The organism is Paeniglutamicibacter sp., assembly GCF_046714615.1.
Taxonomy (GTDB): domain Bacteria; phylum Actinomycetota; class Actinomycetes; order Actinomycetales; family Micrococcaceae; genus Paeniglutamicibacter.
On record NZ_JBKKAP010000184.1, the window covers coordinates 22876 to 46333 of the forward strand.

Sequence of the window (23458 nt, forward strand, 5' to 3'; positions counted from 1 at the left end):
TGCGCCCCGACCCCTGCCCCCACACCGACAAGCACCCCCGGCAATTCGACTACCGGGAGCACCTCGTCCCCTTCCGGCCCGGCACAAGCGGCGGTCCCAAGCTCAAGCACGAGTCAGGCAACATCGCCGGCGCCTGGAACCCCACACACTCCCGCACCGGCTCAAGGCGCCGCCGAAAAGACGCTGGCTGCCATGAGCCTGAAGGAAAGAATCGGACAGGTCCTCATGGTGGGCATCCCGGCCACCGGCAGCAGCTCGGCCGACCGGTCGGTCATGGCTGACCACGAGCTGGGGAACTTTTTCCTCAAGGGCAGAAGCAGCGCCGGGACCGAGGCCACGGCGGCAGCGGTCGAGCGGGTCGAATCAACCATCTCCAAGTCACTGTCCGTGGACGTTGACCCATTCGTGGCCACCGACCAGGAAGGCGGTTCCGTCCAGGTCCTGAAGGGCAGCGGTTTCTCATCCCTGCCGGCAGCCCTGACCCAGGGCGGTTGGGCCGCCGGGACGCTGCGCGAAAGGGCCGCCGACTGGGGCAAGGAACTGGCCAGGGCAGGGATCAACGTCAACCTGGCCCCGGTGGCCGACACCGTCCCCTCGGCCTCCTTCGCTCCCTCCAACGGGCCCATCGGCCACTGGAAACGGGAATACGGGTACGACCCCCAAACCGTCTCGGCGGCTTCCCGGGCCTTTTCCGCCGGAATGCTGACGGCGGGTGTTGACCCGGTCATCAAGCATTTCCCGGGACTCGGACGCGTCACCAAGAACACCGACACCGCAAAGAACGTCACCGACGCCAAGACCACCCGGAAGGACGCCTACCTCAAGCCCTTCAGCGACGGCATCGCCGCGGGCAACGACTGGGTGATGGTCTCGAACGCCTATTACTCCAAGATCGACGCCAAGAACATTGCCCCGTTTTCCTCGACCATCATGCGCGGAATGCTGCGCGAAGACCTCGGATTCAACGGAATCATCGTCTCGGACGACTTGTGCGACGCCGCGCAGCTTGCACCCTGGGGCCATGACACCCGGGCCCTGCGCTTCTTTGAGGCCGGGGGAACCATGATGCTATGCGTCGACGCCGGAAAGATGCCGGCCATCGCCAGTGCGTTGCATGCCAAGGCGAGCAAGGACCCTGCCTTTGCCAGCATCATCGACTCCGCTGCACTGCACGTGCTCCGGGTCAAGGACCGGCGCTAGAGACGCGGCAAGCGGCAAGCCGGACCCGGGACAGGGGTCCTCAGCGGGGGGGAGCCCAGCAATGACAGAAGTACGGACTCCGGACTGAAATCCGTCTGGCCGGGGCAAATGACAGCGGCACCGGCACCGGTGGCCAGCGACGTGAAGACGGCACCGCGGTAGCCGGGACCCGCCCCTCCGTGGCCCCAGAGGCGCAGCCCGGGGTCGATCATGACCCCGGCGCCGTAACGCGGTTCGCGCCAGGGTGCCTGCGCCTCCACGGGAACCGAGTCCATGAACGCCGCGCGGGTGGCGGCCGAGAGCGTCGAGGGGAACAACGGGTTGGAATCCGAGAAGAGGTCCCCGAAGCACAACAAGTCCGCAGGAGTGGAGAACGCCGCCCCGGCGGGCCCGGCCCACAGGGTCGAGTATCCGGAGGGCGTTATCGAGGTTTCGGGTTCCGGATAGCGGGTCGATGCCATGTCGGCGGGCTCGAAGATCTCCCGATGCAGGTACTGGCCCAGGGACATTGCTGTGACTTCTTCCAGCATGGCGCCAAGGTACCAATATCCGGTGTTGCTGTAGGCAAAGGTGCCCGGCATGCCAGGGTTGCTGGCGGCGGCAATCGCCTCCAGGTCCCAGGGCTCACCGGGGTCCTCCATGACGGCCTGCAGGTATTGAGGGTGTGCGGTGTAGTTGCCCAGTCCCGCGGTGTGCGTGAGCACCTGGGCAATCGTGCAGCCCGTGGGGGCGCCGGGCAGGCGCGAAGCCAGGGGGTCCGCGAGCGTGAGCAGCCCGGCATCGACGGCACGCAGGATGCCGGCGGCGACGAACATCTTGGTCACGCTGAAGACCGGCAACGGTTCCGCCGGACCGGAAACGTGCATCCGCGCCCCGGCCCCGGGTCCGCGGTAGGCGGCCACCGAACCCGCAGGAAGCTGCCGGAGAAGGGCCGCAAAGGCCAACGCGTCATCCATGGGTCCGAGCCTAGACCCGCGGGCCGCCGGCACCCGGAAAAGGCGCGGCCCGGGGTGGACGGTGAAAAGAATTCCACCGACCAAACCCCGGGCCGCGCCTTTGGTGCCGATTGTTCACTCGGCCCCGTTCTTACCTGCTAGTTGCGCACCTCCACATCCACCACCTGGGCGCGGTTGCCCGAGGCGTTGTGCAGGTGCAGGAACAGTGCCTTGGCCTCCGTGGTCGCCGAGGCGACGGTGGCGGTCAGCTTGTTCTTGTCCAGGTCGGCAAACACGGTTCCGGCACCGGCGAAGGACAATTCCGGGGCGATCGCATTGAAGTCGATCCAATCGGTCTCATCCACCGGAGCCAGGGCCCCGGATTCGTCGGAGTTGTAGAAGGAGTACGTGCTCACGCGGTAGGAGATCGGGGCGCTGGACCCCTCCAGGCCCAGGGCCGCCAGTGACACCGGGAAGCTTGCCACGTTGGTGTCGAAGGTGTTGGAGTCCACGTCGCCGGTCAGGCCGTTGAGCAGTTGCAGGTCGACCTGTTCGAAGGACTGCAGGCTGTAGGTGGCCACCAGGTCGGCATCCAGCTCGTCGACGTAGGTGTTGAAGGTGACGAAGTCCGGCACCCCGTCGCCCGTGGTGTCGATCTCGATGTCGACCTCGGTGGCGCCGGCCAGGTGGGCCCAGTTGCCCCAGGTGCTGACACCGAAGTTGAGCAGGCCGTCGGCCGCGCCTGCGGTGGGGGCGGTGGATGCGGCACCGACGTGCTGCAGGTCCATCTCCCGCGCCCCGGGAACCTCGTCGGCGCTGTCGGGCAGGCGGACCGAGGAGGCTCCGTGCTCGAAGGCGGACACCAGCGAGACCACCTGGGTGTCGCCGGATCCGGCCAGGATGTCATCGCCGGCCAGCGCGATGGTGCCGGAGGTGGCGCCGGCGGCGAGCTTGATGCTCTTCGCCTCCATGTCGGAGACCAGCTTCGGTGCAGCATGGACCGGGACGCGCAGCGTCGGGGCGGTGGAGCTGCTCAGTTCCACGCGGCCCGAGACATCGGCGACCCAGGCGCGCGGCAGGCCAAGCTGCACACGGTCCATCGTCGGATCGATGGTCTTGGCGTACTTGCGTGCGTCGACGTTCAGGGTGACCTTGACCTGGGTGCTGGCCCCGGCCTTGAGCGTGACCTTGCTGCGGTCCAGGCTGTAGCTCGCGCCCGGGATCTCGGTGGCCGGCACGTACTTCACGTTGTAGGTCTGGGTCGCATCGGACTTGTTGACCACGGTGATGTACTTGGCGGCCTTGTACTTGGTCTGGTCCACCTCGACGACGCCGAAGACCACGGTGGTCAGGTCCGGATCGGCCGTGGCGTAGGCGTAGGCGGGGGTGCTGATCGCGGCATCGGCGACGACCCGCCCGGAACCCACGCGGTTGGGCCCGTAGGCCTTGCCGTTGGCGGCCAGGATGTCCACGGCCGCGGTGTTCATCACGATCGACTTGACCTGGAGGGCGGTGTAGTTGCCGCTGCCTGCGACCAGGGCGGCTATTCCCGCGGTGTGCGGGGTCGCCATCGAAGTGCCGGACATGACTGCCGGGCCGGTGCCCGTTCCGACGCCTACCGAGCCGATGAGCGTGCCGGGGGCTGCGACGTCTGGCTTCACGATTCCCTCCGAGCCGTGCACGCCGCGCGAGGAGGAGGAATTCAGGGTGTCCCCGAGTCCCGACTCGGCAGAGGCGGTGCCGACCAGGGCCGGATCCAGGGTGACGTTCAGCGTGCCGGCCTCGGCGAAGGGACGCAGCTGGTCGGAGTAGGCCTTGGTGAACTGCGCCCCGGGGATCGTGGCGTTGCCGGCGATGCCGGCCTCGAAGACCGAGACCTCGGAGTCCAGGATGACGCCGGTGGCACCGGCGGCCTGTGCGTTGTTGAAGCGGGTGCCCGAGCCGCAGGGGAACTCGAGGTTTTCGCTCCACTGCAGCCAAACCCACTTGCCGGTCAGGGAGCCGGCCTCAAAGGGGGAACAGCCGAAGGCGTTGGCCGCCGGGGCCATGGCGACGTCGCCGGTCAGCGTTGCCGGGTCCGCGGCGGTGTAGTTGAAGTTGGCCGAGTACTGGCCGGCAGCCGTTCCCGCGGCTTCGGCGGGGGCGTTGACAGTGATGCCGTCCAGGGTGACCCGGGAGGCCACGGAGTTGGCCACCGTCAGCGAGGAACGGGCGTTGCCCGGCGAGCCGCCGACGTCGGTGACGTCCCCGGCGTTGCCGGAGGCCACGACCGAGAGGATGCCCAGGTCCGTCAGTGCGTTGACGATGTCGTTTTCCGGGTCGTCCGCGGGTGCGTGGTCCGAGCCGAGGGACATGTTCACGACCTGGGCGCGGTCATCGAAGTTGCCGTCGTTGTTGGGGTCAAGGACGAAGTCCAGGGCCTGGCCGACCACAGAGGAGGATCCGCCGCAGCCGAAGACGCGAATGCCGACCAGTGCGGCTTCCGGGGCGCTGCCAGGGCCGATGCGCATGCCCGACACCTCGTCGGCCGAGAGCGTGGTGTAGTCCCCGCTGAACGTGGTTCCGTCCGCGTTCACCCCGTACCCGGCGGCCGAGCCGGAGACGTGGGTGCCGTGGCCGGCCGAGGCGCAGTCCAAGGGGTTTGAATCGGGGTGGGGAACCGGTTGGTAGTCCGGTGCGCTCGGGTCGGCGTTGTAGTCATCACCCACCAGGTCCCAGCCGCCGATGAACTTGGCCGGGTCATACAGCCCGGAGTCACTGGCGGGCAGGTCGGTGGAGGACTGCGCCTCCGAGTAGGCCTGGAGCGTGCCCGGGCCGCCGAAGCCGGCGTGCGTGTAGTCGATGCCGGTATCCAGCACCGCGATGCGGATTCCCTCGCCGGTCTCCTGCAGCGTGTTCCACGCCTGAAGGGCGCGGGTGTCAATGTCCGCGTTCTTGTTCTCCTGGGTCTTGGGGACGATCGCGGTGATCTTCTTGACGTCGGCGCGCAAGGCCAGGGCGCGCAAGGCCTCGGCGTCCCCGCGCAGGGCCACGCCGGGAAGGGAGTTGGTGGTCGTGTAGATGACATCGGCCTTCGCGGCCTTGGCCGCAGCCTCGCCCTTGGCCGTGATGCCGGCGCGGATTTCCTTGACCTTGGCGGGGTTCTTGACCGATTTGCCGCGGGGCGCCTTGGCGCTGTCGGGCTGGGTGGCCTCGAAGGCACCTTCACCCTCGAACTGCACATAGACCGAGACCTCGCCCTTGGCCAAGGCCAGGGGGCCGGAGACCTTCAGGTTCTTCAGTGCCTTGGGATCAAGGCCGCCGAGGGAAGGTGAATCCGCACCCGGTGCCGGGTCGATCGTGGGGGGTGCCGCAAGGGAGGGGACGGACATGGTGACGGCCAGGGCAAGCCCCGAGGCCGAAGCCAGGATCGTCCGCGCAAGTCTTTGACGACGCGGGTTGGACATGGTTCTCCTTGAATCCGGTGGGAGTGATGCGGGAGGAATCCCATGACCGCTTGTCGGGGCCCGTCCCACGCCACATCCTATGTGAGTCGAGGCACATATCAAGGGGTTGTTTGAGATTTCTCCAAATATGTCACGGAGAATGCCTAAAATCGGGCAGGTCGGCTGGCCGCCGGGCGGTCAGTCCTGCCCGTGGGCGCGGGGCGGGGGAAGAGACCCCGGGCCCACGACGGCAAGGTGTCGGAGGCGATCGATAGCCTATGGTCAGTCGGTGAACCTCTTGGGGAGGCTTACCGCCCGCGGCGCCGGCACTGCGCTCGGGAACGTGCTGTTGGCATCGGGCAAGGACGCCAACGCAACGACCCGCGGGCAAGGTGCCGGTGTTCCGAAAGCGTTTCTGGGGGGAAACGCAAGAAGCGCTGGTCCCGTGCGTGCACGGGACCAGCGCTTGAACCAGGGTGGGCCGGGTGTGAAACCCTAGCGTGTGCCACCCTGCCACAAGGCGTCGAAGGGTGCTGCGGAGGATACGCGGTTCTTGATGCCCTCGGTGACAAAGGCCTTGGCGTTGCGTGCGGCCTGCAGTGGGGTCTCGCCCTTGGCCAGCTCGGCGGTGATGGCCGCAGCCAGCGAGCATCCGGCGCCCGACACTGCGACCTCGCCTACCTTCGGAGCGGAGAGGATCTCAAGGGTCTCGCCGTCGTAGAACACGTCCACTGCCTCGCTGCCGGCCAGGCGGATTCCCCCCTTGGCCAGTACTGCCGCGCCGGAGAGCGCGTGGATCTTCTTTGCGGCCTCGGTCAGGTCCTCGACGTTGTTGATGACCATCCCGGACAGGGACTCGGCCTCAAAGTGGTTGGGCGTGACGAACGTGGCCAGCGGCAGCAGGTTCGCCTTCAGAGCCTCGTCGGTGTCCAGGGCGTGGCCCGGTTCCTGGCCCTTGCAGATCAGCACCGGGTCCAGCACGACGTTGTCCCACGTCTGGTTCTTCAGCGCGGCAGCCACCGTGTCGATGGTGGCGGGGGAGCCCATCATGCCAAGCTTGACGGTCTTCAGGTCGCCTGCATAGCAGGTCTGGACCGCTTCGAGCTGGTCGGCGATCACCTGGGCCTCGACCGGCACGAAGCGGTGGTTCCAGTTGTCCTTCGGGTTGAAGGACACGATGCAGGTCAAGGCAACGATCCCGTAGGTTCCCAGTTCCTGGAAGGTCTTCAGGTCGGCCTGGGCGCCGGCGCCGCCGGTTGCTTCGGAGCCGGCGATGGTCAGGGTAACTGCGGGACGGGTCCCGGTGGAGGCAGAAGTCATGCATTCATTTTAGGGCGGTTTCCAGCGCACCCTCACACGCCCGGGACCGACCGGCAGGCGCGAGGCGAAAGGGTCGGAGCCTAGGCAGTGGTGAAAGTGGTCAGCTGTGTCGCATTGGACCAGCCTGCGGCGCGTTCGGCGCGTGTTCCGGCGGCGGTGTCCGCGCTGGTGACCATGAAAAGCAACGGCAGCCCTTGGCGCGCCGCCGCGGCAGCCAGGTTTGCCAGGATCGCGGCGCGAAACTGCTCGACGTTCCAGGTGGCTGTGATGCTCGGATCGCCCAGCAACGCGAAGCCCTCGGCAAAGCGGATCCGGCCCCGGCCCGCCGGGGAGTCGAAGTCGGCGATTTCAACCACGTCATAGTCGTTCATGGGGGCCTCGAAAAGTGTTGCCGTTTCCGGCAGCGCAACCACCTGCTCCACGTCGTTGGCGAGCGCGACCAGAAGCACCCGCCGATCGCTCAGGCTCCAGCCCTGTGAGGCAAGTTCACGGCCGACCGCCTCGTTGGGTGCGCCCAGGAACGTCAATCTGGTCTGTCCCTGGTGCGCGGAAAGGCCGGGATCCGCCAACAGTGCGGGGAGTGAGTCGGCAGCGGGCCAGTTGCAGGTGATTTCGTAGTTGCTTCCGTCATCGGCAAGGCTGTGCAGCCGGCCCGATTCGTCACGGACCAACGTACGGTCACGAATCAGGGCGAAGGACTGGACCCAGGGTGGAAGGCTTGTGGACTCGAATGGCATCTGGTGGCTCCTGTTCCAAGGACGGGCAACGGGCAAACGACTCAGGACACAAAATGAGCGCTGATCTGTGGCGACCGTTGCGCCTTCGCGCCCCTCGCAAGGTTCACGATCGACTCTACGCCTGCAGCGGCCGAATCCGGGATTGCCGGTTCGGCAGGGCACCAAATCGAGGTCCGGAGAGGGTCAGGACGCGGTGCGCACCAGTGAAATCACGTCATCGAGAATGCTGCGGACCACGGGCATGCGCGAGAGCACGACCAGGCGGGCGATCACCGGGGCCACGTTCTTGATGAGCCTGTGGCTGCGCGCGGCCCCGGGTGAGGCGTCATAGGCCCAAAAGAGGAAGATGCCGCGTTGGATCAACCACAGCAGCTGGGGCAGATCCGTGCGGATGGCCAACGGCGGCAGGGGCCTGCTGGCTGCCACCACCTGCCGCCATAATCCGAGTTCGAGGGCGCGCTGGAGATTGCCGAGCTCGGCATTGGAACCGGCAAAGGCCGTGCGGATAAACGTAGGTCCGAACTCGCGGAACGGCGTCATGATTTCCAGGGCCTTGTCCAGCGCAAGGCGCAGGTTCGTCTCCAGGTTGTTCCCCGGCACCAACAGCGGCCACGTGGCGCTCCGGTGCTTCTCGAGCAGGTCCCGGAAAAGTTCGTGGACGATGGCGTCCTTGGACTCGAAGTAGTAGTAGGCGTTGCCCAGGGAAAGCCCGGATTCCATGGCAATGGAGCGCATTGTGGTCCCGGCGAACCCCTTTGTGGCGAAGAGCCCCATGGCGGTGTCCAGCAGCAGCTGGCGGGTCTGCATGCTCTTGGCAGTCGGCTTCCTCATGGCGCTCCTTTCCACTCTCTGCGCTAGCGTCCATTATAGCCAGTTTTGAACACGTTCAAAACTATGATTCCCGGGCCCTGGGCGGTGAAATGCCGGACGTGATCGCCCGATCGGGCCACAGCAAGGGAGAAAGTGCCAAAACGGGGGCCAGAAAGGCGTGGGATACTTGAACCTCAAGTGCTAATACAGCGAGTGGTCCCCACGGCCCCGATTTCCCTCAAGTACGTCGATCGCGACGGAAATCGTTGCCCCGGGATCGACTTGGCGAACCACTTCTTCGATTGGGAATCACCATGGGCGAAAACGCCGCCTCAACAACACAACGTCCGAAGGCTTCGCGCGCCATTTTTGCGTCTGCGGGAAGCCCCTACTTTTCAACCGTGCTTGCCCTGATGGCCGTCGTGGTCATCCTTTCCAACGTCGGTGCGGCCAAGGGCGTCACCTTTGGCCCCATCGTCACCGACGGCGGATTCTTCCTCTTCCCGCTGGCCTACATCCTCGGTGACGTCATTTCCGAGGTCTACGGATTCAAGGTCGCCCGCCGGGCCATCGTCACGACCTTTGCGTTGGCGGCCTTCTCGACCCTGTGCTTCTGGATCATGATCCACCTGCCCGCGGCCGAATGGTATGACGGGCAGGAAGCCCTCGAACGCACGCTGGGCCCTGTCTGGCTCATCGTCCTGGCCTCGCTGCTCGGCTTCGTGGTCGGGCAGACCCTGAACTCCTGGGTGCTGGTGAAGATGAAGGAACGCTTCGGCGAACGCGGCCTGGTGGGCCGCCTGATGAGCTCGACCGGGGTGGGCGAATTCGCCGACACCCTGATCTTCTGCTCGATCGCCGCCACCGTCATCGGCATCACCGACATGCCCACGTTCATCAACTACGTGGTGGTCGGGTTCGTCTACAAGACGGCGGTGGAGTTCCTCTTCGTGCCGGTGACCACGCTGGTCATCCGCTGGTTCAAACGCCGCGAGCCCAGCTACGAGCTGCAGGCCCCGGTGCCGGGAACCGCCGCATAGACAAACAGCAACACGAATACGGGGGCGGTGGCCCTTCGCCCGCGCGGCGAAGGAACACCGCCTTTTCATTGCCCGTCTTCATCGCCAATGCGCTGTTCGGATCGACGTCGATCTTCCCCGGTGTTGGCCGCTGACCAAAACGGAACCGGCACGTTGCCGTGTTCCCGCCACGGCTGCGCCTAGTCTGGGCACATGGAACTACTCACGGCCGCCGGGCTGAGCTCGGCCGCGGGCCTGAACGCGTACATCCCCCTGCTGGTGCTGGGGTTGCTCAACCGCTTCACCTCGTGGGTGGCGTTGCCCGATGGCTGGGGCTGGCTCTCCAACGGCTGGGCCCTGGGCATCCTGGCGGTGCTGCTGCTCATCGAGGTCGTCGCCGACAAGATTCCGGTCGTCGACTCGGTCAACGACGCGCTGCAAACGGTGGTGCGCCCTGCCTCCGGTGGGCTCGTCTTTGCCTCCGGAGTCGGCGCCGAAACGATTGCCGTGGACGACCCGGGTAACACCTTCGGCTCGGCGCAGTGGGTGCCGCTGCTCATTGGCGCGGCGATCGCGCTGGTCTTCCACCTGCTCAAGTCCGGCTCGAGGCCGCTGCTGAACCTGGGCACCGCCGGGGTTGCCGCCCCGGTGGTGAGCACCGCGGAGGACGGGGCCTCGCTGGGATTGAGCCTGCTGGCCATTGCCCTTCCGGTGCTGGTGGTCGTGGCCGCGATTGGCCTGGCCGTGCTGCTGTTCATCGGCGTGCGCAGGCTGCGGCCAAGGCGCCCCGAAACGGCGGCCTAGGGCCCGCCACCACGATCAGACCGCGACGGTCACCAACCCCTGGGGATCGGGAGCCCCGGCGTAGTAGCGGGACATGACCCGTTCCTTGAGCTCGTGGAAGGTGCCGTCCTCGATGGCCAGTCGGGCGTCGTCGACCATCTTCACCACGAAGCGCTCGTTGTGGATGGAGATCAGCGTGTGGCTGATCAGTTCCTTGGCCTTGAACATGTGGTGGATGTAGGCGCGGGTGTAGTGCTCGCAGGTGTAGCAGTCGCATTCCTCGGACAAGGGTGTGAAGTCCCTCTTGTAGCGCTGGCCCGAGAGATTGAAGCGGCCGTGCGGGGTATAGAACGCCGAGTTGCGGGCCACCCGGGTGGGGGAGACGCAATCGAAGGTGTCGGCCCCGTTTTCGATGGCGGTGAAGATGTCATCGGGTTCGGAGATGCCCAGCAGGTGCCGCGGCTTGTTCTCGGGAAGTTCCTCCGCGCACCAGCCCACGATGGTGCCCAGGTTTTCCTTTTCCAGCGCCCCGCCGATGCCGAAGCCGTCGAAGGCCATGGCCCCCAGGTCCTGGCAGGCCTGACGGCGCAGGTCCTCGTACTGGGCGCCCTGGATCACTCCGAAGAGGGCCTGGTAGTCCTTGCCCACGCGCGAATCGGTGAGGTTGAAGTGCTCGGCCACGCAACGCTGCGCCCACAGCCGGGTGCGCTCGAGCGACTCGACCTGGTAGCCGCGGGAGTTCTGCAGGGTGGTCAGCTCGTCGAAGGCGAACATGATGTCCGCCCCGATCTCGTGCTGGACCTTCATGGAGATCTCCGGGGAGAAACGGTGCCGGGTGCCGTCGATGTGGCTCTTGAACCAGACGCCGTCGTCGTCCACATTGGCCAGGCGTTCCTTGCCCGGGGCCACCGCGTCGTCCGGACCGGACTGGTCCACCGACTTCATGTCGATGACCTTCTTGAACCCCGAGCCCAGGCTCATCACCTGGAATCCACCGGAGTCGGTAAAGGTGGGTCCGGACCAGTTCATGAACCTGCCCAGCCCGCCGGCGGCATCGAGGATGTCGGAGCCCGGCTGGAGGTACAGGTGGTAGGCGTTGGCCAGCACCGCCTGGGCGCCGAGCTGTGCCACGGATTCGGGCAGGACGGCCTTGACAGTGGCCTTGGTGCCCACGGCAATGAATGCCGGGGTCTTGATTTGCCCGTGCGGGGTGGTGATCACTCCGGTGCGGCCGTTGGACACCGAACCGTCGGGATTGCTCAGGCGGGTGCCGACCGAAAAGGAAAAGGCGGACTGGCGCGGATGGGTAACTGCGGCATCAAGAAAATCGTTGGGCACCTATCAAGTGTGCCGCATGCGCCACTGAAGCCGGCAAAACCGGCGCGTGGGATGGCTCATAGGATCGGGTTGCGAGGGGGGATGGGAGCGTAGCGTATATGCGTGGGGACGTGCTGCGACGCGCGCCCTCGACGCAGCCGCGAGGAAACACCGACCACGCCCAAGGAGCCACGGAACACATGGACAAGAAGTTTGGGAGCCTGTTGACCCTGGGTCCGTCGACCAACGACCACTGGATCGCGCTGCGCACGGCCGTGGGGATCTTCGTCCCGCTCTTTGGCCTGCTGGCCATCGACCGCCTGGACCTGATGGTCTTCGTGATCTTCGGCGCCTTCACCGGGGTCTACGGCCGGGTGCCGGGCTACGCGAACAGGCTCGTGGCCCAGTCCAAGGCCGGGGGCCTGTTTCTGGTCGTCATCCTTGCCGCGGCCCTGGCCTCGCACTACCTCGTCAACCACGACGACCGGGCCGCGAGCGCCTGGATGATCGTGGGGCTGACCACCGTGGTCTCGGGGATTTGCTCGGTGGTCACCGGCTACCTGCAATTGCGTCCCGGCGGTTCGCTCTTCCACATCTTCGCCTTCGCGGCCATCGCCTCGATGCCGCACCAGCCGCCGCCGGCCGAATCCATGGCCGCCGCGCTGGCAGCGGTGCTGCTGGCGATCGCGCTCGGGTTTTCCGGGATGCTCTTTGCCAAGGGCGCGAAGTGGGGCCCCTACCTCAAACCGGCACCGCTCTCGCAGCGTGTGCGCCTGGCCATCTGGATCGAGGCGTTGATGTATGTGCTCGCCGCCGGTCTGGCCGGCACCATCGCAAACCTGCTGGCCCCCGCGCTGTCCACCGGGCACAGCTACTGGGCCATGGTGGCTGCGGTGGTCCCGCTGGTGGGGCACACCACCCGGCACCGCGTGCGCCGCGGCGTCCACCGTATACTCGGGACCCTGACCGGTCTGGTGTTGATGGCCGCGGTCATCGCCTTCGCGCCACCGATCTGGGTGTTGCTGGCCATGATCGGGTTGTTGCAGTTCGCGGCCGAGATGTTCATCGCCCGGAATTACTTCCTGGCCCAGATCTTCGTCACGCCGCTGGCCCTGGTGGGCGTCTCCATCGGGACGGGGCTGAGCACCACGCTGCTCTACGACCGGATGCTCGAGACCATCATCGGGGCCCTGGTCGGAATGCTGGTGGTGCTGCTGGGTGCGCTCTACGGCTCCTGGCTCAGGCGCAGGCTGATGCCCGAGGCCGGATAGGGCCGCCGCCGGGCCGTGCAAGAATGTCGGCATGAACGGTATGGACCTGCCGCGGGGCAGGACCGCCCGCTGAACCCCGCACGAACGGGCGGGGTTCCCCGGCGCAGCTAGCGGACGTAGCCGACGTGGGCGAGGGCCTGGCGGACCAGATTCTCCCGACCTCCGGCGAACTCCTCTTGGATGTTCGGGCTCAGCGCCTCCTCGGGCGTCAGCCAAGTCAGTTCCAGCGCGTCCTGGCGCGGCGAGCATTCGCCTCGCACCGGCACGATGTAGGCCAACGCCACCGCGTGCTGCCGCTCATCGGTCAACCCGGTCTCCGAGGGGGACGGGAAGTACTCGGCCACGGTGAAGGGGGCGGGGCACGGCGGCAGCTGCGGCATGGCCATGTGCCCCAGGTCCTTTTCGATGTGGCGGGTCAGCGCCGCACGGATGGTCTCCCGGTACATCACCCGGCCCGAGACGAAGGTGCGCAGCATCCGCCCCTCGGGATCGGCGGTCAGCAGCAGGCCGATCTCCATGACATAGCCGAGCGGATCCAGGCGCACCGGGATGGCTTCGATGTAGAGCATGGGCAGCCGGGCACGGGCCTCGTAGAGGTCTTCGTCGGACAGCCAGCCGGGATTGGGATCCGGAGTGCGAACGTTCATGCATCCATCTTGGCCCATCTGCGGGTCGGCTGGCCACGTCACGGACCGTGTTGTGTAATTCGCGGCATGTTTTTCATTTTCGGGAATCAACCAGAGGCCCCCGACGCTAGAATGAAATGTTCGGAATCACCCATCCACACTTTTCATGGAAGAGGCCACTACCCGTGACCGAGACCAGCACCAAACTCAATCCCAAGGATCTGGCCACCATCACGGTGCTGATCGTTTCCGCGTTCGTGGTGATCCTTAACGAAACCATCATGAACGTGGCGCTGCCGGTGCTCATGCACGAGTTCCAGGTCAGCGAGGAAGCCATCCAGTGGCTTGCGACGATCTTCATGCTCACCATGGCCGTGGTCATCCCTGCCACCGGCTTCCTGCTCCAGCGCTTCAGTACCCGCGGAGTGTTCATCCTCGCGATGAGCCTGTTCAGCATGGGCACGCTGCTGGCCGCCGCGGCCCCGGGATTCGGCCTGCTCCTGGCTGCCCGGGTCATCCAGGCCTCCGGCACCGCGATCATGATGCCGCTGCTGATGACCACGGTCCTCGACCTGGTGCCGGCCCATCGGCGCGGGGTCATCATGGGCAACGTGTCGATCGTGATTTCCGTGGCCCCGGCCATCGGCCCGACCGTTTCGGGGCTGATCCTGCAGTTCCTGAACTGGCGTTTCATGTTCCTGATCGTCGCGCCCATCGCCTTGGCGGCACTGTTCATTGGTGCACCGCGGCTGAACAAGGTCGCCGAGGCGTCCACCATGCCGCTGTCGATCCCCTCGGTGATCCTGTCCATCCCCGCCTTCGGCGGATTGGTCTTCGGTCTGAGCCGGCTGTCGGCCAATGGGCTGGACGGGCAGACGCTGGGCATCCTCGTGGTTGCCGTGCTGGCGTTGGTGGCCTTCACGCTGCTGCAGCTGCGCCTGCAAAAGAAGGACCACGCGCTGCTTGACCTGCGCACCTTCACCTACCGCCCGTTCACGCTGTCGCTGTCCCTGATGGTGCTTGCCATGGTGGCGCTCTTCGGCGTGATCATCCTGCTGCCGATGTACCTGCAGAACGTGCGCGGCCTGGACACGCTGGCCACCGGCCTGATGCTGCTGCCCGGCGGTCTGCTCATGGGTTTGCTGGCGCCGTTCGTCGGCCGGATCTTTGACAAGGTGGGCCCGCGTCCGCTGATGATCCCGGGAACCCTGATCCTGGTGCTGGTGCTCTTTGGCTACTCGCGCCTGCTGGGTGCCGAGACCGCCATCGGCGTGATCATTGGGCTGCACCTGGCCATGTCGCTGGCCCTGTCGCTGATCTTCACCCCGGCCTTCACCACCGCACTGAACCCCCTGCCGCATTCCCTGCACTCCCACGGCTCCGCGGTGCTTTCCACCCTGCAGCAGCTGGGCGGCGCCGCCGGCACCGCATTGCTCGTCGGTGTGCTGGCCTCGCGGATCGGTGCCGGCGCTGCGGCCGGAACGGACGCCATCCAGGCACAGATCAACGGCTTCTCCGCCGGTTTCCTGGTGGCCTCGATCTGCGCCGTGGGCATGGTGGCAATAGCCCTCTTCCTGACCAAGGCCGAGGAGCCGGCCACGGCCTCCGCCGAGGAACACGCACACTAAGATCACGGCGCCGCGGCGCCCGGTTTCCGTACCCGGTTCCCCTGCCATTTCCCTTTTCGGGGATGGCAGGGGAATTGTCGTTTAAGGTGTCCTTCCCGGGCGCGATCAGGTGACGACCTCCCCGGTGGGACGCCCTTCGGGATCCAGCATCCAGCCCATGCGCTTGAATGAATGCACGCCCACGCAGGCCTCGATGATGTCGACACCGGGGACCCGGGCGGCGAGCCTGGCCTCAATGTCGGCGATGTCCGCCGGGGTGCGCAGCTGCATCATGAACGTCATGTTCGCCGCCCCCGTGGTTGAGGCGCAAAGGCGCAGCGTCCGATGCTCCATCAGGAAGGCCGCCACGGTGTCCGCCGTGCCCGCGGGAACCTTCGCGAACCATTGCACCGTCAGCGGGTAGCCCGTGTAGTGGCTTGCCAGCTCGCAACGCATCGTCACCATGCCGGTCTCCAGCGCGGTCCTCAGCGCCCGGCCCGTGGTGGAGGGGTGCTGGCCGGTGGCCTGGGCGATCTCCGAGGCGGTGGCACGGCCGTCGCGCATCAGCACCCTCAGCATGGGCCAGAACGTGGCGGGGATGATGGTCGGCTGCGCCAGGGGTGGCTGGTTGAGGCGTTGCAGCTGGGCCTGCTGCACGGGCGAGAGCACGTCCAGGCGCCAGACGTTTCCTGTTGCATAGAGCTTGGTGCACAACGAGACCTTGGTGCGTTGGACGCCGCGGGCCCCGCGGATGCGCGGCAGCACCTCCCGGGCCATGGTGAGCCAGTCGGCGGCCAGACAGGTGAGCCGGAAGTCGGCACTGCTGGTCGCATCGTCCACCGTGAGCACCTCCGAGATCGCGCAGAGGTCAACGCGCGCTTCCTCGACCAGTGCCGGATCCGCCACGACGTCGACGAAGGCGGTGCAATGCTGTTCGGGGTGGCCGCCAAGGTGCCCCAGGATCCAGGCCATGCGGTCCTCGCGCAACCGACTCCAGCGGGCGGAGAGCGTCGCGGGGTGCCTCCCGAGGATCGACCCGAGCTCGGCCCAGCTGGCCCGCGGCGCGATTTGCAGTGCATGCACCAATTGCAGGTCCTCGACCGGCAGCTCCATCGGGACCCCTTTTTCAGTGTGTGCACAAAATCGTGGTTTGAAGGCCACCTTGTGCAATTATCCGTGAATCTTCCTCCATTGTCCCGGCCGTGCCCCACGCTCGATAGTGATATAGCTCACCAATTGGTGGGCTCGGGACCCCCGGGAAGAGACCACACGGCATGAGCACCGCCACCACCGCAATCCTGCAGGACGCAAGCGAACTCCTTCCGGAGATCGCCCGCCTGCGCCATGCGCTGCACCGCGAGCCCGAAATCGGGCTGCAGCTGCCGCGCACCCAGGAGCGTGTGCTGCAGTGGCTCGAGCCCCTGGGATACGAGCTTTCCCTGGGAACCGACCTCACCTCCGTGACAGCGGTGCTGCGCGGCGGAGCCACCGATGCGCCTACCGGCGAGCGCCCCACGGTGCTGCTGCGCGGTGACATGGACGGACTGCCGCTGCAGGAAAAGTCTGGTGTCGATTTCGCCTCCCAGACCGGAGACACCATGCATGCCTGCGGGCACGACCTGCACACCGCGATGTTGGCCGGAGCCGCAACCCTGTTGGCCGAACGCCGCGACTCGCTTGCAGGGGATGTGGTGCTGATGTTCCAGCCCGGCGAGGAGGGCTGGGACGGGGCGAGCCACATGGTGCGAGAGGGCGTGCTGGAGGCCAGCGGGAAGAAGGTGGATGCCGCCTTCGGACTGCATGTGATGAGCTCGATGGGATCCACCGGCGTCTTCACCGCCAAGCCAGGTGCAGTGATGAGCGCGTCAGACGGATTGTTCGTGACGGTGCGCGGCGCCGGCGGGCACGGCTCGGCACCCTTCGCCGCCAAGGACCCGGTCACTGCCGCCGCGGAAATGGTGACAGCCCTACAGGTCATGGTCACCCGCCAATTCGACATCTTTGACCCGGTGGTCATTTCCGTTGGTGTGTTGCGCGCAGGAACGGTGCGCAACATCATCCCGGAAACCGCCTACTTCGAGGCGACCATCCGTTCCTTCAGCAACGCCAACCACGACAAGCTTCAGGCCGCCGTCCCCGCACTGCTCCAAGGCATCGCCCGGGCCCACGGGCTGGAGGTTGAGGTTGGATACCGCACCGAGTACCCCACCACCATCAATGCCGAGGCGGAAACGCATTTTGCGGCAGATGCGGTGCGCGAACTCTTTGGACCCGATTCCTTTGCAGCCATGGCCAGTCCGCTGGCCGGGTCGGAGGACTTCTCCCGGGTACTGAACGAGGTTCCCGGCGCCTTCGTCTTCCTCTCCGCGCTGACTCCCGGCGTGGATGGTGCATCCGCCGCCTACAACCACTCCCCGTATGCACGTTTTGATGATTCGGTGTTGGGTCGCGGTACCGCGCTCTACACGCAGCTGGCCACCGCCAAGCTCGCTTCCCTGGCTTCACACTAACTCCCGCCCCACTCCCACACAGATCTAGGATCCAACTCCCATGAGCATCAAGGAACAGCTGGCCCCGGCCGGCAGCACCCAGAGCACCGGACAGGCCCCGCACGGCGTCCCCGGCCAGTCCACCCTCAAGACCCTGCTGGGTATTGGCGCCGGCAACGCCGTGGAATGGTTCGACTGGGCCATCTACGCCACGTTCGCCTCCTTCATTTCCGGCCAGCTCTTCTCCAAGGCCGACCCGACCTCTGCGTTCCTTGCCACCATGGCGATCTTCGCCGTCGGCTTCGTCGCCCGCCCCTTCGGCGGTGCCTTCTTCGGCCTGATCGGTGACAAGGTCGGCCGCAAGGCCGCCATGACCATGGCCGTGGGCCTGGCCTCGGTTGGTTCGCTGATCATCGCCATCACCCCGACCTTCGCCAGCATCGGAGCCGGCGCCTCGCTGATCCTGCTGGTGGCCCGGCTGCTGCAGGGCCTGGCGCACGGCGGAGAGATGCCCAGCGCGCAGACCTACCTCGCCGAGGTGGCCCCGGCCCCGAAGCGCGGGTTCTACTCCACGCTGATGTACTTTTCCGGGACCGCCGGCATCGTTGCCGGCACGCTGCTCGGCGCGATCCTGACCGTCACTCTGACCAAGGAACAGATGGGCGCCTTCGGCTGGCGCATCCCCTTCGCCGTCGGTGCGCTCATGGGTCTGTACACGCTGATCATGCGCTCGCGCTTGAAGGAAACCGAGCAGTTCGAGGAGCAGAAGTCGGCCAAGGCCGCGGCGGGCAACAAGGGACCCTCGGTCTTCTCGCAGATCATGGCCAACTGGCGCCAGGCGCTGCAGGTCATCGGCCTGACCGTCGGGTTGACCGTGGTCTACTACATCTGGAGCGTCTCCACCCCCGCCTACGCCATCTCCACGCTGAAGATGGATCCGGCCACCGCACTGTGGACGGGCGTCGCCGCCAACCTGGTGTTCATGGCCGTGCTGCCGTTCTGGGGCAAGCTTTCGGACCGCATCGGCCGCCGGCCGGTGCTGCTGATCTCGGCGCTGGGTGCCGCGGTGCTGCAGTTCCCAATGTCCTCCCTGGTCCGCGGCGAGGCCTGGCAGCTGTTCATTGCGATGTCGGTGATGCTTATCTTCATCGCGGCCTCCGCATCGATTGTCCCGGCCGTCTACGCCGAGCTGTTCCCCACCGCCATCCGCACCATCGGCGTGGCCATCCCCTACGCCATCGCCGTGGCGGCCTTCGGCGGCACCGCCGCCTTCCTGCAGGCCGGGTTCAACGCCTGGTTCGGGATCCCCACCGGCGGCATGGTCTTCGCCGTCTACTCCATCGTCCTGCTGCTCATCAGCGCGCTCACCGTCTACAAGATGCCCGAGTCCGTGGGCAAGGACCTGCGCGGCTAGGAGCCCCGCAAGGGCGCTGGCGGGATATACGCAAAAGGTGCGGGCCATCGGGGGAATTCCTCTTCCGATGGCCCGCACCTTTTGCGTGGGCGGACAACGTAGGTCTTGGCCGTGTGCCTCGCTGGATCGCGAAGTTGGCTGAAGGGCCTGCGCCGAAGCGCCTACCAGTGGGCGCGCCAGTATTGCGCGGCGAAGGGCACCTGCTCGCGCCCAGCGCCCAGCTCAGCGGCGGCAACCGCGGGCCAGTTCGGGTTCTTCAACGCCGCACGGCCGATCGACACCCCGTCGGCGGCGCCGGTGACCAGCACCTGCTCGGCCTGGGAGGGGTCGTTGATCATGCCCACGGCGGTCACGAAGGCATGGGGGACCGCCTGCTTCACGGCGGTGGCCAGCGGCACCTGGAAGCCCGGGCCACTGGGCCCGTGGTACTTGCCGATCCCGGCGCTGGACAGGTCGAAGGCGGTGACGCCCAGCTCGAAGGCCTCGGCGGCGAATCGTGCGGTGTCCTCGATCCTCCACCCGCCCTCGACCCAGTCGTCCCCGGAAAAGCGGATGGCCAGCGGCTTGTGCGCTGGCCAGGCGGCACGCACCGCGGCGATCACCTCGCGAGCGTACCGGGTACGGTTCTCGAAGCTTCCGCCGTATTGATCCGTTCGGGTATTGGTCAGCGGGGAGAGGAACTGGTGGATCAGGTAGCCGTGGGCGGCATGGATCTGGACGACATCGAATCCCGCCGCGTCGGCACGCCGCGCGGCCTCGGCCCAGTCCAGGATCGATGCGGCGATCTGCTCCCCGGTCATGGCGATCGGGGAATCGAGCCCGAAGATCCCGGTTTCCGAGGGGCCGGTGGTTTCCCAGCCGCGACCCGGCACCGATAGGTTTCCGGTTTCGCCGGCGGCCTGGGGACCGGGCAGCCACGGGTGCGTGGAGGCCTTGGCTCCGGCGTGCGCCAGCTGGATGCCCGCCGCCGCTCCCTGGGAGCGGATGAAGTCGACAATGGGTGCCCATGCCTGGGCCTGGGCGTCGTTCCAGATGCCTGTGTCCGCATCGCTGATGCGTCCGGCGGGTGTGACGGCGGCGGCCTCGGTGAAGACCAGCCCGAAGCCCCCTGCGGCGCGGGCCCCCAGGTGGGCCATGTGCCAGGCGTGGGGCACTCCGTCGAGCTTGGTGACCGAGTACTGGCACATGGGTGCCAGCACCGTGCGGTTCCGGAGCGTCAGGCCAGGTCCCTCGGGTGCTGCCAGGTGGACCGGTGTGAAGAGTTTGCTCATGCCCGGTGGCAACCGGGATGCAGACCGGGCTATTCCCGCGCCGCCCGGCCGTCCGCATGGTGGTGGCGTTCGGCGATCGGCAGGTCCCCGCCGTCGGGGTGCGGCACCAGCAGTATCCTGCTGTGTGCGCCCGCGGCGAAACGCGGCTGCCGCCCGGCTGCGGCCAACCGCGCCGCCAACTCCCCGGGATCACCGTCGATGCCGAATTCCAGCTCGACCCCGGCGCTGCCGGAGGCGCGCAGGTCAACGTATCCGCCGTTCTTGGCCCTGAAGTGCGTGCCGGAACCTCCCTGGCTTATGGGGGAATCCCTCGCGCCGATGTTCCGCAGCGTCTGCGCCGCGCCCGGGAGATCCGGGGTGTTCCACACGGCCAGCACGCCGAGCGGGGCCCGGGCGGCCTCCAGCCCGGATCCGGCCGTGACACCGGCATCCACCGGCGTGGCAGTGAACACCAACTGGTCATCGGCGGTGATTTGCCCGACCAACCCTGCATCCGGGGTGCCGGGAGTGCCGGCCGCGGGGAGCAGCAGCACCTCGGTGCCGTCGCTGCGGGTCCATTGCGCGAACTTGTCCAGGTCGCGCACCTCAAAGCCCAGCTCGATGGCGAATGCCGGCGCCGTGCGCACCACCACCCGTCCCGAGTCAGCGGCAAAGCACCGTTCCCCGGCGGTGGCGTAATCCAACTCCGCCAGCCCCAGGGACAGGAGCATCTCGGCCCAGGCCCCGGCGTGCGGGGTGTTCAGCACGGGCCGGACACGCAACATCAGTGCCGCTCCAGGTGCTCGGCCAGGGCCTTTTCGGCGAAGGCCGAGAGGCTGCTGCCGTCATCGACGGCGGCATGCTTCACGCGGCGCACCAAGGCTGCCGGAAGGTAGACGTTGAATTGGATCTTCTCGCTGTGTTCTTCGCTGTCCGGTGCCATGCAACGGATGCTAGCAATATAGCCTCCGTTGCCACAAGATCATTGCTGGTTGCCGCGAACGGGTGATGGAATGATGGGGTCCATGGCGATCCTCCTGGACGAACTGTTGCTGCCCGATGCCGGTGCGTGGCGTGCCTGGCTGCGTGAACACCATGACGGCCATCCCGGCGTGCGCCTGGTGCTGCACAAGAAGGGCGGAACCACGACGGAACTCACCTATGCCCAGGCCGTGGACGTGGCCCTGTGCTTTGGCTGGATCGACGGCCAGCGCAATCGCCGCGACGAGCACAGCCACTACAACCGGTTCACGCCGCGCGCCGCACGCAGCAAGTGGTCGGCGAAGAACGTGGCCAACGTTGAAAGGCTCGCCGGACTGGGGTTGATGGAGCCGGCGGGGATCGCGGCGGTGGAGGCGGCCAAGGCCGATGGGCGATGGGATGCCGCCTACGAGGGGCAAGCCGCCGCGACGCTGCCCGGGGATTTCCTCGACGCGCTCGCCGGACACCCGCTGGCACTTCAAAAACTTGAAACACTCGGTGCCACGGAACGCTACGCAATCTATTACCGGCTGCATGCAGTCAAGGGAGTCGAAACCCGGCGGAAGAAGATCGCCGACTACCTTGCCCGGCTCGATGCCGGGCAAGGGATCTTCTAGCTTTTCGGAGTGTAGCGCTGCACGAAGTTGCGCAGGATCAGCGCGGGCCATTCCACGAGTGAAGCCAGGGCCTCGTCGTGCAGCCGCTGGGCCTGGTGCGGCGGGAAGTAGCCGGCATCGCGGTAGATCAGGATGCGCTGGGCCAGCCCGATCGGGTCGAGCTCGGGGTGGAACTGCGTGGCATAGAGGTTGCTCTTGACCCGGAACATCTGCACGGGGCAGGCCGCCGAATCCGCCAGCAAAACCGCCGTTTCCGGAAGCACGGAGACGGCCTCCTTGTGTCCCACGAAGGCGTCAAACTCCTGGGGCAACCCTGCCAGCAGCGGATCGCCGCGTCCTTCCCGGGTGAGCCGGATGCGCGAGGTGCCCACCGGCTCGCCATAGTGCGTATCGATTCTCCCGCCTTGGTGGGTGCCGAGGGTGCCAACGCCGTAGCAGGCGCCCAGGAACGGGAAGTCCTCGTCCACCAGCACATCAAGCAGCCTGGTCAGGTCCGCCTCGCAGCGCTGCTGCGTCTCGGACTTGGTTGACGGATGGTCCGAGGCGTTGAAGGGGCTGCCGCCCAGGATGATGCCCGGGCAATCCTCCAGCCCCAGCGCGGCAATCGGACCCAGCGGTTCGCGGTCGAGCCGGGTGACGCGCAGCGCATCGGACGCCAGCCCGCCGGCGTCCAGGACCCCGCGCACCTCGTCGGATGCCGCCAGGTCATGTTGCCGCGTGGAAACCAAGATGAAGCGCCCCATGGCTGCATTCTACGTCCCGAGTTCCCCCGGGCAAGGTGCAGTACCCCCCCTTCTGTCTTGGGGCTTCCCGGTCTAGTCTGTAGTGAGTTAATGGCCACTAACCCAACGAAGGGAATCCAACCATGCTCATCACCGACTCAGTCGCCCTTGTCACCGGGGGAGCCTCCGGCCTCGGGGCCGCCACCGCACGGGTGCTTTACGACGCAGGCGCCCACGTGGTGCTGGTTGACCTGCCCTCCGCGAAGGGCAACGAGGCCGCGGCGGCGCTGGGGGAGCGGGCCAGGTTCGTGGCCGCCGACGTCACAGACGAGACCCAGGTCAAGGCCGCCATTGCCGTGGCCGGGGAATTGGGGAAGCTGCGCATCGTGGTCAACTGCGCCGGGGTCGCCACCCCGGGGAAGGTACTGGGTCGCGAGGGCGTGCTGCCGCTTGCCAATTTCGAGAAGGTCATAGCCATCAACCTCACTGGCACCTTCAACGTGGTGCGCCTGGCGGCCGAGGCCATGGCGGCCGCCGAACCCGCCATCGATCCGGCCACCGGAACGCCCGAGCGCGGGGTCATCATCAACACCGCCTCGGTCGCCGCATTCGACGGGCAGATCGGCCAGCCGGCCTACGCGGCGTCCAAGGGTGCGGTGGCAGCCATGACGCTGCCGCTGGCCCGTGAACTGGCCCGCCACTACATCCGGGTCATGACCATCGCCCCGGGCATCTTCGAGACCCCGATGATGGCCTCGCTTTCGGCCGAGGCACAGGCCTCCCTGGGCGCCCAGGTTCCGCACCCGGCACGGCTGGGCAAGCCCGCCGAATACGCGGCCCTGGTGGAGCACATCGTGGCCAACCAGATGCTCAACGGGGAAACCATCCGCCTTGACGGGGCCATTCGCATGGGACCGAAGTAGGCGTACCTCGCG

Annotated in this window: 21 protein-coding genes; 9 read left to right on the forward strand and 12 right to left on the reverse strand. The window is 66.8% G+C overall.

What is annotated here, in order from left to right:
- Positions 1 to 192: 192 nt before the first annotated feature.
- Complete coding sequence (locus ACLQ7E_RS21630) at positions 193 to 1200, forward strand: glycoside hydrolase family 3 N-terminal domain-containing protein (RefSeq protein ID WP_411734646.1); 1008 nt, start codon at positions 193 to 195, stop codon at positions 1198 to 1200.
- On the opposite strand, the gene ACLQ7E_RS21635 is transcribed toward ACLQ7E_RS21630, so the two are convergent.
- From ACLQ7E_RS21635 to ACLQ7E_RS21655, 5 genes are all read right to left on the reverse strand, one after another.
- On the reverse strand, positions 1197 to 2156 hold the full coding sequence (locus tag ACLQ7E_RS21635) for a serine hydrolase domain-containing protein (RefSeq protein WP_411734647.1): 960 nt from the start codon (positions 2154 to 2156) through the stop codon (positions 1197 to 1199). The genes ACLQ7E_RS21630 and ACLQ7E_RS21635 overlap by 4 nt on opposite strands.
- Positions 2157 to 2293: 137 nt before the next feature.
- A complete protein-coding gene (locus ACLQ7E_RS21640) occupies positions 2294 to 5581 on the reverse strand; it encodes a S8 family serine peptidase (RefSeq protein ID WP_411734648.1) in 3288 nt (1095 codons plus the stop codon).
- A 474-nt stretch (positions 5582 to 6055) separates the two neighbouring features.
- Positions 6056 to 6880 (reverse strand): bifunctional hydroxymethylpyrimidine kinase/phosphomethylpyrimidine kinase, encoded by an 825-nt coding sequence (gene thiD, locus ACLQ7E_RS21645; protein WP_411734649.1) that lies wholly within the window; start codon positions 6878 to 6880, stop codon positions 6056 to 6058.
- Between the two features lie 80 nt (positions 6881 to 6960).
- Complete coding sequence (locus ACLQ7E_RS21650; RefSeq protein ID WP_411734650.1) at positions 6961 to 7617, reverse strand: hypothetical protein; 657 nt, start codon at positions 7615 to 7617, stop codon at positions 6961 to 6963.
- A 183-nt stretch (positions 7618 to 7800) separates the two neighbouring features.
- Positions 7801 to 8448 (reverse strand): TetR/AcrR family transcriptional regulator, encoded by a 648-nt coding sequence (locus tag ACLQ7E_RS21655; protein WP_411734651.1) that lies wholly within the window; start codon positions 8446 to 8448, stop codon positions 7801 to 7803.
- A 293-nt stretch (positions 8449 to 8741) separates the two neighbouring features.
- Between ACLQ7E_RS21655 and ACLQ7E_RS21660 the strand changes: the two genes are divergently transcribed.
- Both ACLQ7E_RS21660 and ACLQ7E_RS21665 read left to right on the forward strand, forming a co-directional pair.
- Positions 8742 to 9467, forward strand: coding sequence for a queuosine precursor transporter (locus ACLQ7E_RS21660; RefSeq protein ID WP_411734652.1), 726 nt, complete (start codon positions 8742 to 8744; stop codon positions 9465 to 9467).
- Between the two features lie 192 nt (positions 9468 to 9659).
- Positions 9660 to 10250 carry a DUF4126 domain-containing protein gene (locus ACLQ7E_RS21665; protein WP_411734653.1) on the forward strand — a complete coding sequence of 197 codons (591 nt, stop codon included), beginning with the start codon at positions 9660 to 9662 and terminating at the stop codon, positions 10248 to 10250.
- A 15-nt stretch (positions 10251 to 10265) separates the two neighbouring features.
- Here ACLQ7E_RS21665 and tgt read toward each other — a convergent pair whose 3' ends face one another.
- Positions 10266 to 11567: a tRNA guanosine(34) transglycosylase Tgt gene (tgt, locus tag ACLQ7E_RS21670; protein ID WP_411734654.1), complete on the reverse strand. Its 1302-nt coding sequence runs from the start codon at positions 11565 to 11567 to the stop codon at positions 10266 to 10268.
- Between the two features lie 179 nt (positions 11568 to 11746).
- Between tgt and ACLQ7E_RS21675 the strand changes: the two genes are divergently transcribed.
- Positions 11747 to 12817, forward strand: a complete 1071-nt coding sequence (locus ACLQ7E_RS21675) for an FUSC family protein (protein WP_411734655.1) — start codon at positions 11747 to 11749, stop codon at positions 12815 to 12817.
- A 107-nt stretch (positions 12818 to 12924) separates the two neighbouring features.
- Here the strand turns inward: ACLQ7E_RS21675 and ACLQ7E_RS21680 are convergent, their stop codons facing one another.
- A complete protein-coding gene (locus tag ACLQ7E_RS21680) occupies positions 12925 to 13464 on the reverse strand; it encodes an NUDIX hydrolase family protein (protein WP_411734656.1) in 540 nt (179 codons plus the stop codon).
- A gap of 164 nt (positions 13465 to 13628) precedes the next feature.
- Here ACLQ7E_RS21680 and ACLQ7E_RS21685 point away from each other — a divergent pair, with 164 nt between their 5' ends.
- Positions 13629 to 15071: a DHA2 family efflux MFS transporter permease subunit gene (locus ACLQ7E_RS21685; protein ID WP_411734657.1), complete on the forward strand. Its 1443-nt coding sequence runs from the start codon at positions 13629 to 13631 to the stop codon at positions 15069 to 15071.
- A gap of 105 nt (positions 15072 to 15176) precedes the next feature.
- Here the strand turns inward: ACLQ7E_RS21685 and ACLQ7E_RS21690 are convergent, their stop codons facing one another.
- Positions 15177 to 16163, reverse strand: a complete 987-nt coding sequence (locus ACLQ7E_RS21690; protein ID WP_411734658.1) for an AsnC family transcriptional regulator — start codon at positions 16161 to 16163, stop codon at positions 15177 to 15179.
- A 161-nt stretch (positions 16164 to 16324) separates the two neighbouring features.
- Here ACLQ7E_RS21690 and ACLQ7E_RS21695 point away from each other — a divergent pair, with 161 nt between their 5' ends.
- Both ACLQ7E_RS21695 and ACLQ7E_RS21700 read left to right on the forward strand, forming a co-directional pair.
- Positions 16325 to 17560, forward strand: coding sequence for a M20 metallopeptidase family protein (locus ACLQ7E_RS21695; protein ID WP_411734659.1), 1236 nt, complete (start codon positions 16325 to 16327; stop codon positions 17558 to 17560).
- 40 nt (positions 17561 to 17600) lie between these two features.
- Entirely contained in the window at positions 17601 to 18953 is a 1353-nt protein-coding gene (locus ACLQ7E_RS21700; RefSeq protein ID WP_411734660.1) for an MFS transporter, read from the forward strand.
- A gap of 161 nt (positions 18954 to 19114) precedes the next feature.
- On the opposite strand, the gene ACLQ7E_RS21705 is transcribed toward ACLQ7E_RS21700, so the two are convergent.
- The 3 genes from ACLQ7E_RS21705 to ACLQ7E_RS21715 are packed head-to-tail and all read right to left on the reverse strand — an operon-like array spanning position 19115 to position 21146.
- Positions 19115 to 20224 (reverse strand): NADH:flavin oxidoreductase/NADH oxidase, encoded by a 1110-nt coding sequence (locus ACLQ7E_RS21705; RefSeq protein ID WP_411734661.1) that lies wholly within the window; start codon positions 20222 to 20224, stop codon positions 19115 to 19117.
- A 29-nt stretch (positions 20225 to 20253) separates the two neighbouring features.
- Complete coding sequence (locus ACLQ7E_RS21710) at positions 20254 to 20988, reverse strand: hypothetical protein (RefSeq protein ID WP_411734662.1); 735 nt, start codon at positions 20986 to 20988, stop codon at positions 20254 to 20256.
- The gene (locus ACLQ7E_RS21715; protein WP_411734663.1) at positions 20988 to 21146 is read right to left on the reverse strand and encodes a CopG family transcriptional regulator; all 159 of its coding nucleotides are present in this window, start codon (positions 21144 to 21146) and stop codon (positions 20988 to 20990) included. Before ACLQ7E_RS21715 ends, ACLQ7E_RS21710 begins: the two co-directional genes overlap by 1 nt.
- 82 nt (positions 21147 to 21228) lie before the next feature.
- On the opposite strand from ACLQ7E_RS21715, the gene ACLQ7E_RS21720 reads away from it, so the two are divergent.
- On the forward strand, positions 21229 to 21801 hold the full coding sequence (locus ACLQ7E_RS21720; protein WP_411734664.1) for a YdeI/OmpD-associated family protein: 573 nt from the start codon (positions 21229 to 21231) through the stop codon (positions 21799 to 21801).
- On the opposite strand, the gene ACLQ7E_RS21725 is transcribed toward ACLQ7E_RS21720, so the two are convergent.
- Positions 21798 to 22544 (reverse strand): glutamine amidotransferase, encoded by a 747-nt coding sequence (locus ACLQ7E_RS21725; RefSeq protein ID WP_411734665.1) that lies wholly within the window; start codon positions 22542 to 22544, stop codon positions 21798 to 21800. The genes ACLQ7E_RS21720 and ACLQ7E_RS21725 overlap by 4 nt on opposite strands.
- Positions 22545 to 22666: 122 nt before the next feature.
- Between ACLQ7E_RS21725 and ACLQ7E_RS21730 the strand changes: the two genes are divergently transcribed.
- Positions 22667 to 23446, forward strand: a complete 780-nt coding sequence (locus tag ACLQ7E_RS21730) for an SDR family NAD(P)-dependent oxidoreductase (protein ID WP_411734666.1) — start codon at positions 22667 to 22669, stop codon at positions 23444 to 23446.
- Positions 23447 to 23458: the final 12 nt, after the last annotated feature.